General features: G+C 34.2%; 14 protein-coding genes. 3 read left to right on the top strand and 11 right to left on the bottom strand.

The window, feature by feature from the left end; all coding sequences use genetic code 11:
- Positions 1–131: 131 nt before the first annotated feature.
- From LUU93_RS07575 to LUU93_RS07545, 7 genes are all read right to left on the bottom strand, one after another.
- Positions 132–542 carry a BrxA/BrxB family bacilliredoxin gene (locus LUU93_RS07575; protein ID WP_008465639.1) on the bottom strand — a complete coding sequence of 137 codons (411 nt, stop codon included), beginning with the start codon at positions 540–542 and terminating at the stop codon, positions 132–134.
- 176 nt (positions 543–718) lie between these two features.
- Complete coding sequence (locus LUU93_RS07570; RefSeq protein WP_232679910.1) at positions 719–1147, bottom strand: ArsR/SmtB family transcription factor; 429 nt, start codon at positions 1145–1147, stop codon at positions 719–721.
- A 334-nt stretch (positions 1148–1481) separates the two neighbouring features.
- The gene (locus LUU93_RS07565) at positions 1482–2663 is read right to left on the bottom strand and encodes a lycopene cyclase family protein (protein WP_232679908.1); all 1182 of its coding nucleotides are present in this window, start codon (positions 2661–2663) and stop codon (positions 1482–1484) included.
- Positions 2664–2681: 18 nt separating this feature from the next.
- The gene (locus LUU93_RS07560; RefSeq protein ID WP_232679906.1) at positions 2682–3146 is read right to left on the bottom strand and encodes a thioredoxin family protein; all 465 of its coding nucleotides are present in this window, start codon (positions 3144–3146) and stop codon (positions 2682–2684) included.
- Between the two features lie 219 nt (positions 3147–3365).
- A complete protein-coding gene (locus LUU93_RS07555; protein WP_232680087.1) occupies positions 3366–5627 on the bottom strand; it encodes a TonB-dependent receptor in 2262 nt (753 codons plus the stop codon).
- A 257-nt stretch (positions 5628–5884) separates the two neighbouring features.
- Complete coding sequence (locus LUU93_RS07550) at positions 5885–6790, bottom strand: NAD(P)/FAD-dependent oxidoreductase (RefSeq protein WP_232679904.1); 906 nt, start codon at positions 6788–6790, stop codon at positions 5885–5887.
- A gap of 12 nt (positions 6791–6802) precedes the next feature.
- A complete protein-coding gene (locus LUU93_RS07545) occupies positions 6803–7156 on the bottom strand; it encodes a MerC domain-containing protein (protein ID WP_232679902.1) in 354 nt (117 codons plus the stop codon).
- A gap of 94 nt (positions 7157–7250) precedes the next feature.
- On the opposite strand from LUU93_RS07545, the gene LUU93_RS07540 reads away from it, so the two are divergent.
- The 3 genes from LUU93_RS07540 to LUU93_RS07530 all read left to right on the top strand — a co-directional run bounded on the left by LUU93_RS07540 (position 7251) and on the right by LUU93_RS07530 (position 10338).
- The gene (locus LUU93_RS07540; RefSeq protein ID WP_232679900.1) at positions 7251–7643 is read left to right on the top strand and encodes a Fur family transcriptional regulator; all 393 of its coding nucleotides are present in this window, start codon (positions 7251–7253) and stop codon (positions 7641–7643) included.
- Positions 7644–7717: 74 nt separating this feature from the next.
- Positions 7718–9589 (top strand): Nramp family divalent metal transporter, encoded by a 1872-nt coding sequence (locus LUU93_RS07535; RefSeq protein WP_232679898.1) that lies wholly within the window; start codon positions 7718–7720, stop codon positions 9587–9589.
- 95 nt (positions 9590–9684) lie between these two features.
- Positions 9685–10338: a metal-dependent transcriptional regulator gene (locus LUU93_RS07530; RefSeq protein WP_232679897.1), complete on the top strand. Its 654-nt coding sequence runs from the start codon at positions 9685–9687 to the stop codon at positions 10336–10338.
- A gap of 164 nt (positions 10339–10502) precedes the next feature.
- Here LUU93_RS07530 and LUU93_RS07525 read toward each other — a convergent pair whose 3' ends face one another.
- The 4 genes from LUU93_RS07525 to LUU93_RS07510 all read right to left on the bottom strand — a co-directional run bounded on the left by LUU93_RS07525 (position 10503) and on the right by LUU93_RS07510 (position 14077).
- Entirely contained in the window at positions 10503–10901 is a 399-nt protein-coding gene (locus tag LUU93_RS07525) for a hypothetical protein (RefSeq protein WP_180856182.1), read from the bottom strand.
- A gap of 146 nt (positions 10902–11047) precedes the next feature.
- Positions 11048–11830, bottom strand: coding sequence for an enoyl-CoA hydratase/isomerase family protein (locus tag LUU93_RS07520; protein ID WP_232679895.1), 783 nt, complete (start codon positions 11828–11830; stop codon positions 11048–11050).
- Between the two features lie 10 nt (positions 11831–11840).
- A complete protein-coding gene (locus LUU93_RS07515) occupies positions 11841–13256 on the bottom strand; it encodes a sensor histidine kinase (protein ID WP_232680085.1) in 1416 nt (471 codons plus the stop codon).
- Positions 13257–13528: 272 nt separating this feature from the next.
- Positions 13529–14077, bottom strand: coding sequence for a CopD family protein (locus LUU93_RS07510; protein ID WP_232680083.1), 549 nt, complete (start codon positions 14075–14077; stop codon positions 13529–13531).
- Between the last annotated feature and the right edge of the window lie 26 nt (positions 14078–14103).

Genomic DNA, 14103 nt, shown 5'->3' with positions numbered 1-14103 from the left:
ATATAAAATGAAAAGAGGGCTGTTTCAAAATTGAAACAGCCCTCTTTTTAATCTTTGTACCTCTGTACCTTTGCCTCTTTGAACCTAAAATCTTAGAATCTCAGTATCTCAGAACCTTAGTAACTTAAAAATTAACAGAATTCATTAAACGCATCTTGCAGGTTCTCAGCAATTAATTCAGCTGGGCGGCCTTCGATGTGGTGACGTTCTAACATGTGAACCAATTCTCCGTTTTTGAACAAAGCCATAGATGGCGATGAAGGAGGAAAAGGAAACATATGCTGTCTTGCGGCATCAACTGCTTCTTTGTCAACACCAGCAAAAACTGTAATAAGGTGATCTGGTTTTTTAGCCCCTTCTAAACTCATTTTTGCTCCCGGACGTGCATTTCTTGCAGCGCATCCGCAAACAGAGTTTACAACAACTAAAGTGGTACCTTCGGCTTTGATAGCATTCTCAACAGCTTCGGCACTATGTAAATCTTGAAACCCGGCAGCTGTTAATTCAGCTTCCATTGGTTTTACCATTTCTAGTGGATACATATTCTTGTTCTTTTAAATTTTTACTTCTGAACTGCAAAGTTACAAAGTTTACTCGCAACTACTTAATTTGAAGTATAAAGTTTTGTTATAGTTCGATATTAAATTTTAAATCGCACAGAATATCTTAGAACCTTCTAAGGTCTTCCCTATTTTGTCCATTGCAGTATGTAAGACTATTAAACAGCTACTTGTTTTATTTTTTTATCAGGGAATTGATAATTGTATTGTTTCAAATGACTGTTTTTGCCTCTCTTATGTCTGGTTGTTAAAACAGTCGATTTATTTTGTTCCGCAATTTCGATGGTTGAAAGATAATTGGTCAAATACTTTTTCAGTATTTGTATTTTATCGACTTCTATAGAGTAAATTGTTTTTTTTCCTTCGTTTTTTATATTTACCAGACTTGCTTTTTTTAATTCCAGCAAGTGCTTGGATATTGTTGATTGTGCCAACGGAATTAAGTCAACAATTTCGCCACAGGTTCTATTATCTTTTCTCCATAAAAGAGTCATAATTTGAATTCTTGCAGGATGACCAAGTGCTTTGCAAATCTTCCCAATCGCCTCTGTTTCTATATCAAATTTTAAACGTTTCGCAGTTCCCATATTCCTACCAATTAATTTGTTATCGTAAATAACCGATCATATCAAGCCTAAGTTATTTTTCATAGCTTTTTGTTCATTCTTTTTTGTCCGTTTTTTACAGGTTATTTGTGAATGGATTTCGTGTTATTTTTCAAATACAAAATTAATGGCATCATACCTTTTGAATCGCTTCAAAAAGTTATTAAAATAAAAAAATAAGGTATTTTTTATGTAATCAAATCATGATTCAGATTACGGTTTTCAAAGTATCCACTACTTTTTGCGATAAAAAAATTTAAGAAGGAAACAGCACTCAGGTTTTACAGCTTTAGGCAGATTCTTCGCCCAAACATTTTTATCTGAATAAAATTCGGAACAATGCTTTTATAAAAGGTCTTTTCGGACATTTTAAAATCACTTGAAAATCTTCAAACAAACTTGTTTCTTCATCTAAAAATTTGAAAATCAATTTTGGTTTTCCTTTTTTGAACAAAGATGAAAAAATAGAATTTCCTAGTTCATTATGGCGATGCAGAATATCTAAAAGCAATAAATCATAAAACCAGAATCGGCTTTTTTTATGAAACGATTTCATATTGAGCAATCCCAAAGTTTTGGGAGAAGTATTATCACAAAGAAATTTTATTAATTCTGAAGATTTTTTATCTGAGTTTTTAAAAGTATAACCTGTACTTGCTTTTGTCCATCCGCCGGCAGTTCCAATGTTTAAAACTCTTTTGGTGTTTTTCTTCCAAAATGGATAACACGTCATCGGGATACTTCCCTGCTCCTTTTCTATAATTTCATAATGCCGAATTCCCAGTTTTTTTAAATACTTCTGAATTTCATTTTCGTATTCTTCTTCCGTAAGCAGCTTTTCTGAAAACAAAGTATATTCTACCAAAGCTTCTGTTGTAGAAACAGGCAGAACATACATAAATCTTGTATTGCCTTTTTGTTCCACCGAAAAATCCATGAAAACAACTTCATCCGGATTAAAAGCTTCATTTTCAGTTTTTATAAACCAGCCTAAAAAATGCTGCTGCAAAACGGGATATTTGTTTTGACCTTCGGCGAAAGCCTTAGTATAAATGCTGTTGAATAAATAATTACTGGTATATCTATTTTCTACAGTACCAACAAAAACATGAGTTTCGAGTTCGTTGATATCAGTTATTTTTTCGTTTAGAAAAGTAATATTCGAATGTTTTGAAATTTCTTCAAAAACAAAATTATAAAAATCAATTCCTCTAATTTTATTGTATTGATAAGGCTTCAACATCAAATTACGTTTAAAGCCTTCATTGGCAAATAAAGCTAAATCCCATTTTTTAGAAATAACAGAACTCCATACTAAATTTTCTTTTTCCCAAAAACACCAGGTTCTGTCGTTTATTTTCTTCGAATCCTGATCTAAAAGCAAAATAGATTTGTCACTGAGTTTTCCAGACAAAACCATTTTATAAATAGTCATTAAAGACGCAAGGCCTGTTCCGGTAAAAATGTAATCGTAGTGTTTAATTTGCGAAGAATTCATTCTCAAAAATAAGAAAATTTATTCTTTCAGTTTTTCTAAAAGAAGTTTAAAATCCTTTGGGCTTAAATAGTTGTTGTACTGTAGTATTATTTCGTTTTTTTCATTGAGAACACACAAAACCGGATATACAATTTGATTATTGATGGTTCCAAGCTGCAAAGCCAGTTCATGAACGCCCACATTATTTCCAGTAGGTTTATATTTAAACACCTGATTATTAAAAGTAATATCTCGTTTTTCTTCGGCATTAAAATCAATGAAATAGAAATCTGTGTTTAGTTTTTCGATAATTTCCTGATTTTTAAACGTCGTAGTTTTCATTCGCTGGCAAAACTGACACCAATCGGTATGAATAAAAACGATGATTTTTTGTTTTTGAATTTGCAGTAAACTATCTACTTCCTCAAAAGTTCTGCTTTTTAATTGGCCGAATCCTGTTGAAGTTATTCCGAAGAAGAGGAATATTATAAATAGCTTTTTCATGTTGTTGTTTTTTGGCCCGCAGATTTCACAGATTGAACGGATTATATATCTTTCGTATCATTAAACTGGACTGAAGTCCAGCTCTACAATATAGTTCGTTCCGTTGGAACTTAAAGAGCCATAGGCTCGATTCATATTGTAGAGCTGGACTTCAGTCCAGTTTAATTATGAATTGCATTATTTCAATTTATATTTTTATATAATCTGCGGTTCATAAATTTACCTCAAAGTATATCGTAATCCTATAAACCCGCGAATAGTCTGATTTTGCCCATAAACATACGTTGTGTCAAAAGTTAATCCGTATGGATTATCTGGCGTAACCATGACTTTTCCAGCCGAATCATATTGTACATTTTTATCAAAAGGATCATTTGTTCTCGAAATCAAAAACGGATTATTCTGTTTTGGAGTAAAGTTCAGCAAATTTTTGATTCCGCCGTAAAGTTCGAAATTCTTCCAGCCTGCATAGGTAAATTGAATATTCTGAATACTGTACCAAGGCGAATTAGGATTTCTCGGATCGTATTCATTCAACAAAGGCAGTTTCATCGGGCTGTAAACATTTCCGGTATAATCCAATAGTAAATTCCATGGCTCTATTTTATAAGATACACTCCAGGTTCCTGTGAAATTTTCCGTTAGAAAAGGCCTTTCAGAAATTCCGTCCTGAACATTTTTATTGTCTAAAACCGTAGCACCCAGAATAAACTTTAAACCATTAGTAAAATTAACATCTACATTTGTGCTGATTCCCTGACTGATAGCATAGCCATCAATATTATCATAAATGATTTTATTAGGATCTGTTTCATAATCTGAAATAATTTTATTGCTGAAACGAGTATAAAAAGCCGTCGTTTCAATTCCGATAAAAGTTCCGTTATTAAGGTTTATTTTCTGAATATAATTCAAGTTTACATTTACAGATTGTTCGGGTTTCAAATCATTTTTAATTACAACTTCCCGTGAGCCCGTAAGTGCAGCGTGATCTTCGGTAAATAAATTCACAACGCGAAATCCAGTTCCGGCATTTAATCTGAAAATCGTATTATCGTTTGCTTTAAAGCGATATGCAAATCTTGGGGTAAAAATCGAACCGTGAATCGAATTATAATCGTAGCGCGCTCCCAGCAAAACCTGGCTCTTTGGTGAAAATGTAATTTCATCCTGAACAAAAATTCCCGGTAACCAGGTACTTTCAGCATCTTTTGTTGCCGGAGTATTATCGTCATAATACGAATATCGATTCGCAATTCCGGCAAGTAAATCATTACGTCCAATCTTTTTATCCCAAGTCAATTGCAGGAAGCCTATTTTTTGATTCGCAATAAACGATGTTGTTCCGTATCGGCTGTCTTGATAATGCACATTTCCAGAAAAAGAAAGCATCAGTTTTTCTTCAAACGGCAATTGGTAACTTCCTATTAATTCTCCTCTTTTGGTATAAATACTTTCGCCGTAAATTTCATCTCCGCCACGATATTTCTTCTCCCATCGAACATCGCCGCCCCAGCGGTCTTCATACATTCCGCGTGCAGCAATCGTAAACAGCCGATTATTATTTCGCTGGAAACTCCATTTATTAAAAATCGAAATACGGTCAGAAAGCGTAACATCTGTAAAATTATCGTTGTCTTTATCAACGACCAGATCATAATTGAAATAATTAATCCCTAAAAGAGAAGTCGCTTTTTTGCCGACATTAAATTTCATTCCCAAATCAAGATTATTTTCAAAATAAGTAGTTGTAAAATAATCCGCAGAAAACATTGGGGCATTTGTTGGGTTTTTGGTGATAATATTGATCAATCCCCCAACAGCCTCACTCCCGTAAAGAGAAGAAGCAGGCCCTTTTACAATTTCTATACGTTCCACTAAAGAATTGGGAATTCCAGATAAACCATAAACCGTTGAAAGACTGCTCACAATTGGCATTCCATCAATCAAAACTAATGTATAAGGACCTTCGAGTCCATTAATATGAATATCACCCGTATTACAAACACCGCAATTAAGCTGCGGTCGAACACCGTTTATATTTTGAAGTGCATCATAAATACTAGGCGTTGGATTTTTTTTGAAAAAAACCGGCGAATAAACCTCAACCGGAACGGCACTTTCTAAACGTTTCACCGGTTTTAAAGTTCCCGAAACTACTACTTCGTTAAGCTGGTTTTCATTGTCTTCTAAATCAATATCAAGATTGAGATTTTGTCCTTTTGTAATTGAAAATCTTTGGGTCACGGGTTTAAATCCTGTCGAGGCTACTTGAATTTTTCCATCTTCAATAGCAACATTTTCAAAAACATAGTAACCTAAACTATCTGAAACTGTTTTTTGTTTTGTTCCCAATAGTTGAACATTTGCGGCTTGTAATTTTTGTCCGTTGCCAGTTATAAAACCAGATATTTTCGAGGTTTCCTGAGCAAAAGAAAAATGTAAGTTAAATAATATCAATATCCAAATTGAATTTTTCATCATGGTAAAATTAATTTTAGACAAAACTAAAAATTAAATTTGACAAATATTTACTTTAAATTTAGAAATTTATAACTTTATTTATGTCAATATGTTATATTTCTATTTTAACACATAGAAACATAGATTTTTTTTTGGACTGAATTAAGAGTTTCAAAAAAGCTAACTTTCACACATAGCCATGTTTGTTAATGCAAGTGAAACGCCTTTTCAGAGCTATAAAAACTATGTCTCTATGTGTTTAAAAAATACATCCGTTAAAAATCCTCATCAATAAGATCTTTATTGATTACGGTTCCAGCAAAAGATCCTGTAGAAACCGCAATGACTACAGATCGCATTTGTGTAGTACAATCTCCGCTTGCATAAACGCCTGTAATATTTGTTTTCTGCATAAAATCAACTTTTAACAAACCTTGTTCATTTATATCACAGCCCAAATCCGCTGGCAGCGGGCAGTGCTGCTCAAATGGCGGTCTTGCATAAATAGCTTTTACGGCAGCTTTTTCCTGATTTTTGAAGATGATGTTTTCTACGTATCCTTCTTTGTGGTCAAAAGAATCTATTTCTTCTTCAAAAATTTGAACACTGTGTTTTTTAAGTATTTCCGTTTGTTCTAAAGTCAAAGTTGATTTTCCGTTCGTGCATAATCTCAAATCTTTTGTCCAGTTCGAAATTAATTTTGCAAAATCAAATGCCATTTCACCGTTAGCAATAACAGCTGTTTTCTCATTTTTAACTTCATAACCATGACAATACGGACAATGTAAAACCGAAATCCCCCAACAGTCTGCAAAACCATTAATCTCGGGAAGCAGATCTTTAACTCCGGTTGCAAACAGGATTTTTCTTCCACTAAAAATTTCACCGGATTCTGTTGAAACTTCAAATCCGTTTTCTTTCCTGAACGCTTTTACTGCAAGTCCTTTATAAAAATGAACCGTTTTATAAAGATCAACTTGTAATTTGGCTTTCGCCGAAATCACAGCAGGCTTTTCACCATCTTGCGTAATAAAATTATGAGAATGCGGCGTTTGTCTGTTACAAGGTAAACCACTGTCAATAACCAAAACCTGACGCAGAGAACGTCCTAAACTCATTGCTGCAGATAACCCGCTGTAGCTTCCGCCAATGATAATCACATCAAAACTCTTTTGTTCCATAACTAATACTTTTTAATGATTTTGTTTTCTATGTAATTTGTAATTAATCAAATGTCCGATAATCATTCCAATTCCGCCAAAATAAATGAGATCCAAATGAATCTCTAAGAATAAATCTGTCAAAATACTGATCCAGATTAAACTCATTGAAACAATCAAAATTAACGAAACCAAAAGACTTGATTTTTTCGTAATTTTGAGAATTGCAAATAAACCTGTCGAAGCAAATACTAAATCGATAATTGGGTTGTGACTTATGCCCAAAGGAAGGATTGTTAAAAGTGGAAAAATCAAACAATGAACCAGGCAGATCGTCGCGCTTGAAATTCCTAAAATATCGTAAAAGGATGAGGTTATTTTCTTCATTTGTTGTACATTTACTTAATGCAATTTTGTTGCAAATATACATATAAAAATCAATTGCAACATTGTTGCGTTAAATTTTTTAATTCAAAATAAAATGAAAGTTACACGTAACACTACAGCAAAGACAGCCGTTTTAGAGGTTTTTGAGAAATCGAAAACGGCGCTGTCCCACACCGAAATTCAAAAACAATTGAACAATGTCTGCGATCGTGTTACTATTTATAGAATTTTAGATCGTTTGGTTAACGACGATATCATTCATAAAATTTCGAATCTTGACGGTACAGTAAAATATGCAAAATGCAATCATTCGCATCAAAGAGTACACATTCATAACCATGCTCATTTTAGCTGTGAGAACTGCCATGAAATTACTTGTCTCGAAACTGTAAAGCCAAGTTATATTATGCCCCACAATTATAAAGTAAACGAAATAAACTTCACCCTTTCGGGATTATGCCCAAAATGTTTGAATTCTAACATTTAAGTTTTAGACAAGTCTAAAAATATTGTTGAGCGAATATAATTTTTCTATATATTTGGTAAATCAATATTTTAAAAATGACCAAATCATTAGAAGAAGTTAACCAATCGGTTGCTACAGAACATAAAAAAACAGGTTTCAGGAAAATATTAGCCTTTTTAGGTCCGGCATATTTAGTAAGCGTTGGATACATGGATCCCGGAAACTGGGCGACAGATATTGCCGGCGGAAGTCAGTTTGGCTACACTTTAGTCTGGGTTTTATTAATGAGCAACTTAATGGCTTTGCTTTTGCAGAGTTTAAGCGCAAGGCTTGGTATTGTAACACAGCGCGATTTGGCGCAGGCTTCCAGAGAAACCTATTCAAAATACATTAACTATATTTTATACTTTCTAGCCGAAATTGCGATTGCAGCCTGTGATTTGGCCGAAGTTCTCGGAATGGCAATTGGGATTAATCTGTTATTTGGAATTCCGCTTTTTGAAGGCGTTTTGATTACCGTTTTAGATACTTTCCTTTTATTATTCTTAATCAATAAAGGAATCCGTAAAATGGAAGCTTTTATTATCGCTTTGGTTGCCATTATTGGTTTCTCTTTCATTTTCGAAATGATCTTTGCAGAACCGGAAGTTTCTAAAATTATTGCTGGACTTGTTCCTTCTATTCCAAATTCGGCTGCTTTATATATTGCAATCGGAATTATTGGGGCAACTGTAATGCCTCATAATCTTTACTTACACTCTTCTTTGGTTCAAACCAGAAAATTCGACCGAAGTCCGGCCGGAATCAAACAGGCTTTAAAATACAATTTTATAGATTCTACAATTGCTTTGAATCTGGCGTTTTTTGTAAATGCTGCCATTTTAATTCTGGCTGCTGCGACTTTCCACAAAAACGGAATGTTTGAAGTTGCCGAGATTCAGGATGCGCATAAATTCCTGGAGCCTTTACTAGGAACAAAATGGGCGCCAATATTATTTGCTGTTGCCTTGATCGCTGCGGGACAAAGTTCAACTGTAACCGGAACGCTTGCCGGACAAATTGTGATGGAGGGTTATTTACATTTACGTATTCAGCCTTGGGTTCGCCGAATCATAACACGTTTAATTGCTATTGTTCCGGCTTTAATCGTTATCTGGATTTATGGAGAAAGTGTAACCGGAAAATTGTTAATCTTAAGTCAGGTTATATTGAGTCTGCAATTAGGATTTGCAATTATTCCTTTGATTCATTTTGTGAGTGATAAATCAAAAATGAAAGGTTTTCATATTTCAAGGACTACTCAGGCTGTTTCCTGGATTATTGCTTCGATTATTGTTTCATTAAATGCGAAATTAGTTTATGATGAAATTACTTCATGGCTTGAAAATTCAAATAATCCGATAGTTTTATGGCTTACTGTTGTACCGATTGCTCTTGCTTTTTCTGCATTACTGCTTTATATTGTGTTCAAACCTTTTATTGTAAAAGCTAAATCGAAGTTTGTGAATCATTCTCCGCATAATTTAAAATTACAGTTTTCCCCAAAAGAACATCAAAGCTTAAAAAACATAGCGATTTCAGTAGATTTTTCACATGCCGATGAAGCGGCACTGAACCAGGCTTTTGAATTAGGCGGAATCGACACACAATATACCCTAATCCATATTGTAGAAACTGTTGGTGCATTAATGTACGGAGTTCAGGTACACGACTATGAAACTACAATCGACAAAAAATTATTATTAGAATATCAGGATATGCTTTCGAAGAAGGGTTTTAAAATTAAAACTGAACTCGGTTTTGGAAAACCAACCAAAGTAATTCCGAAGATTATAAACGAAGGAAATTTTGACATTCTCGTTATGGGAACTCACGGCCATACTGGATTGAAAGATATTCTTTTTGGCACTACGGTAGATAAATTGAGACATAAAATTTCAATACCTTTGTTGATTGTTAAAAAATAGTTCTTTTTAGAGAGACAAAGGTTCAGAGGTACAAAGTGACAAAGATTTTCCCTCAATCTAAAATCTAAAATCAACACTCTAAAATCTAAAATCGAATGACTTTCTCAGAAGAAAATTATCTAAAATCTATATATCACTTAACTGCAGCTTTAGAAACTGAAGTCAGCACGAACGCCATTGCAGAAATAATGGAAACAAAGGCCTCGTCTGTAACGGATATGCTGAAAAAACTGGCAGAGAAAGATTTGGTTAATTATAAAAAATACCAAGGGGTTTCTTTAACCGAAAACGGAAAACTGGCCGCTAAAATGATTGTTAGAAAGCATCGTTTATGGGAAGTGTTTTTGGTAGAGAAACTAAATTTCAGCTGGGATGAAGTTCATGATATTGCAGAGCAGTTAGAACATATCAAATCTGAGCAGTTAATTAACCGTTTGGATGATTTTTTAGGAAATCCTACTGAAGATCCGCATGGTGACCCAATTCCGGATGCTAACGGCCGAATTATTAAAATTGAAAAACAACTGCTTTCTGAATTATCAGAGAATCAAACCGGAGTTTGTGTTGGTGTAAAAGATACTTCTTCAGAATTCCTAAAATATCTCGATAAACAAGGAATTGCTTTGGGTTCTAAAATTGAATTTCTTTCTAAAGAATCTTTCGATTTATCAGTAAAAATCAAGGTCGCCGGAAAGGAATTGTCTATTTCGAATAAAATTGCTTCTAATTTGTTTGTGAAGCTGGTTTAGCTGGTTATTCCGCAGAGATTCACGAAGAAGTTTCGCGGAGATACACTAAGATTTTATTCTTTTGTCAGACTGAGCGAAGTCGAAGTCCAGCAAAGTGATTCAGCAAACGGGGCTTCGACTTCGCTCAGTCTGACAAATCAGATATGTTTGCCTAAAATTATTATTTAAACAATTCCTTTTTCAATCATTTCCAACATCACCGGCGACGCGTTTTTAAATGTAGGCGGCTGCTCAATAATACTTCCAGCATTCTTTTTATTTACTTTGAAAGTAACGTCATTATCTGTAGTAAACAAAAGTGCAGTTAGAAATGGTTTTTTGATATATGAACCTAAAACCAACAACGCTTCATCTAAAGTGTGAATGCTTTCGATTTCTTCTGTTTTATAACGAGAAGTCAATGAAATGGAGAACGTATTATCTTCATTTAAAACTAAACGAAAATAGATATTCTTAATCTCCGTATCGCCCATCGTTTTGGCCAAAGTCAGTTTGGCGAAAGTTCCTGCCTGGATGCTTTCTTTAACTCGTTCACAAAAAAGGGCAAATATTGGTTCGTACATTTTTTTAAGGCTCTAAGGTTCTGAGATACTAAGGCTCTAAGTTTTTTAAGCCTTTGTTTATTATTTTACCGCAAAGTTACACTAAGATTTATAAATTTTTTCTTTGTGAACCTCTGTGCTATCTCCGCGCAACTTTGTGGAATAACTTATTTTCCTGTAAATTCAGCTTTACGTTTTTCTAAAAACGCTGTAGTTCCTTCTTTAAAGTCCTGAGTTCCGAAACATTTTCCGAACGATTTTATTTCGGTGTCGAATCCGTTTTTGCCGTCTTCAAAATTAGCATTGATTGCTTTAATCGCTTTTGCAATTGCAAACGGAGCGTTTTTAATGATTTTTTGAGCAATTACGTTTGTAAATGATAAGAGTTCTTCTTGCGGTACTACGTGATTTACTAAACCATATCGTTTCGCTTCTTCAGCAGAAATCATCGCTGCGGTCATAATCATTTCCATCGCACGGCCTTTCCCCACTAATTGCGGTAAACGCTGTGTTCCTCCGTAACCGGGAATCAATCCTAAAGTTACTTCCGGCAGCCCCATTTTTGCATTGTCTGAAGCCACTCTAAAATGACAGGCCATTGCCAGCTCTAATCCACCGCCTAATGCAAAACCGTTAACAGCTGCAATAACCGGTTTTTTAAGGTTTTCGATATAATCAAATAAAGATTCTTGCCCTTCACTTGCTAATTGTGCGCCTTCTATAACAGTAAAATTGGCAAATTCCGAAATATCAGCTCCCGCTACAAAAGCTTTTTCACCGCTTCCGGTTAAAATAATAATGCGAACATCATCACTTTTTCCTAATAATTTAATTGCATTACTTAAATCACTGATTGTTTCTTTATTTAATGCATTTAGTTTTACAGGTCTGTTAATTGTAATTGTAGCAACTTTTTCCTCAATAGAAATTAAGATATTTTCGTAGTTCATGACGCTGAATTTAAGAGTTTGTAATAGGTAAAGAAACTCTAAATGTAGTTCCTTTTCCATAAGTTGATTCAAAGGTAATTGTTCCTTTGTAATTTTCTATAATGTTTTTTATAATTCCGAGTCCAAGCCCCATTCCGCTGGTTTTGGTAGTAAATTTTGGTTCGAAGATTCTTCCGATATCTTGTTTTTGGATTCCAATTCCGTTGTCTTTTACCGCAATTTCAACATTATTGTTTCGTCTTTTTACCGTAACCACAATCGATTTTTGAAACTGGCTTTCGGGAATTGCCTGTGTCGCGTTTTTAACCAAATTGGTAATCACACGAATCAATTGTGTACGGTCCATTTTCGAAATGATTTCTTCTTCGTCACTTTCAAAAGAAATATAATCTTCATTGAAAATATCCAAAGCCAATTCGACAACCTCAACTACATTCAAGGTTTCGTTTTGCTGTGCCGGCATCGAAGCAAAGTTTGAAAATGCCGAAGCCACCGCTGTCATGGTATCAATCTGTTGAATTAAGGTTTCAGAGTAATCATTCATTTTCTGCTTTACATCAGGATCATTCGGATCGAACTTTCTCTGGAAACTCTGTACCGTTAAACGCATCGGCGTAAGCGGATTTTTAATTTCATGCGCTACTTGTTTTGCCATTTCGCGCCAAGCTTCTTCACGTTCACTTTGCGCTAGTTTAATGGCGCTCGTTTCTAGTTTATCAACCATTCCGTTATAAGCTTTTATAAGGAAATTGACTTCTTTGCTATTGGCTTCTAAAACAATTTTTTCGTTTTTCTGATCCAGATTAGTTTCTTCCAATCTGTCGGAAATTGTTTTTAGGGATTTTGTGATATATGTCGAAAGGAAATATGCCAATGCAAAAGCCACAATCAGCATAAAAGAATACACCTGGCTTAAGCGAATCAGGAAAGTATTCAACTCATTATCGTAATATCCGTCGTCTTCTAAATATGGAAGGTTTAATATTCCGAGCGGTTTGAATTTTTCGTCTTTTATTAAACTATATGATGATCTGTTTTTGACTCCGTCGATAGTTTTAATATCTACAAAGCGTTTTTCGATTGAAGAACGAACTAGTTTTAGAATATATTCTGGAATTGGCGGTGCAATTTTATCAACGGCAAAAGACTCTTTGGAAGACTTCAGCAGTTTTCCGTCAAGGCTGTAGATATTAATTTCGATTTTATGAATCTGCGCTAATTCGTGGATTTTATCTTTAAAAATTAAATCCAAATTTTGGGTTTTAAGCGGATAAGTCGTTGTAGAAAGCACATAATTGATATGTTCTTTTACCGCATTCTCTTTTCTTTCTAAACGTTCCTGGTGATATTCTTTGGCCTCGGTTTTAAACTGAATAATCGAAATCGAAGCCAATAAAAAAGATGCCACAACAATCAATACAATCATCGACAGGAAAATCCTGGTACGAAGTGAAAGCATTGTCATTTTGATGTTTAGCATGTTCTATTTGTTTTGTTTGTTTCAAGTTTCAGGTTACGCTGCGAATTGCAGCTTGAAACCTGAAACTAAAAAAACTATTTTTTGCCACAGATTAAAAGGATTATGAGGATTAAAAAAATCATTTAAATCCTTTTAATCTGTGGCAAAAAAAAGAATTAGTGAAAATTCGTGAAATTGCTTCGCCTGTTCGTTATCGCTCGAGTCGTGGCAAACTCTTTTTATTTTTTTTCTCGAATTCGTTTATAAAATCTGAATCCCAGCATTATTAAAACCGAGAATAAAATGATTCCGATTACGCCGTAAATCCAGTTGATGGCACTTTTTAAAACTACTAAAAAGACAACGGCAAATAGGATAATGGTTGCTCCTTCATTCCATAAACGCATAAAATTATTGGAATATTTTACCTCATCGTTTTGTAATTGTTTAAAAATCTGATGGCATTTTCCGTGATATAAATATAAAAGAAAAACGAAGCATAATTTTACGTGCATCCACGGCATTTTGACCCAGGCATTTCCTAAATCGGTAAAAAACAGCATCCAGAAAGCAAAAATACTTGCCAAAACCGCCGACGGCCATGTAATAATGTACCACAAACGGTAGGCCATTATTTTGTATTGCGCCTGCAAAATTTCTTTTTCCGGAGATGGTTTTTCATTGGCCTCGATTTGGTAAACAAACAAACGCACAATATAAAACAAACCTGCAAACCAAGTGATTACAAATATAAGATGCAGTGATTTTAAATAATTATAGTACTCCATCATAAAGTCTTTTTTCTTTACTCTTT

The organism is Flavobacterium soyae (genome assembly GCF_021245985.1).
Classification (GTDB): Bacteria; Bacteroidota; Bacteroidia; order Flavobacteriales; family Flavobacteriaceae; genus Flavobacterium; species Flavobacterium soyae.
Note: the sequence above shows the minus strand (reverse complement) of the source record. Positions and strands in the feature narration are given on the sequence as shown.

Coding starts and splice junctions, on each gene's coding strand:
- LUU93_RS07515 (WP_232680085.1), bottom strand. CDS start 13,256: ATGATTGTATTGATTGTTGTGGCATCTTTTTTATTGGCTTCGATTTCG.
- LUU93_RS07545 (WP_232679902.1), bottom strand. CDS start 7,156: ATGAAGAAAATAACCTCATCCTTTTACGATATTTTAGGAATTTCAAGC.
- LUU93_RS07550 (WP_232679904.1), bottom strand. CDS start 6,790: ATGGAACAAAAGAGTTTTGATGTGATTATCATTGGCGGAAGCTACAGC.
- LUU93_RS07540 (WP_232679900.1), top strand. CDS start 7,251: ATGAAAGTTACACGTAACACTACAGCAAAGACAGCCGTTTTAGAGGTT.
- LUU93_RS07520 (WP_232679895.1), bottom strand. CDS start 11,830: ATGAACTACGAAAATATCTTAATTTCTATTGAGGAAAAAGTTGCTACA.
- LUU93_RS07510 (WP_232680083.1), bottom strand. CDS start 14,077: ATGGAGTACTATAATTATTTAAAATCACTGCATCTTATATTTGTAATC.
- LUU93_RS07530 (WP_232679897.1), top strand. CDS start 9,685: ATGACTTTCTCAGAAGAAAATTATCTAAAATCTATATATCACTTAACT.
- LUU93_RS07575 (WP_008465639.1), bottom strand. CDS start 542: ATGTATCCACTAGAAATGGTAAAACCAATGGAAGCTGAATTAACAGCT.
- LUU93_RS07560 (WP_232679906.1), bottom strand. CDS start 3,146: ATGAAAAAGCTATTTATAATATTCCTCTTCTTCGGAATAACTTCAACA.
- LUU93_RS07555 (WP_232680087.1), bottom strand. CDS start 5,627: ATGAAAAATTCAATTTGGATATTGATATTATTTAACTTACATTTTTCT.
- LUU93_RS07570 (WP_232679910.1), bottom strand. CDS start 1,147: ATGGGAACTGCGAAACGTTTAAAATTTGATATAGAAACAGAGGCGATT.
- LUU93_RS07565 (WP_232679908.1), bottom strand. CDS start 2,663: ATGAATTCTTCGCAAATTAAACACTACGATTACATTTTTACCGGAACA.
- LUU93_RS07525 (WP_180856182.1), bottom strand. CDS start 10,901: ATGTACGAACCAATATTTGCCCTTTTTTGTGAACGAGTTAAAGAAAGC.
- LUU93_RS07535 (WP_232679898.1), top strand. CDS start 7,718: ATGACCAAATCATTAGAAGAAGTTAACCAATCGGTTGCTACAGAACAT.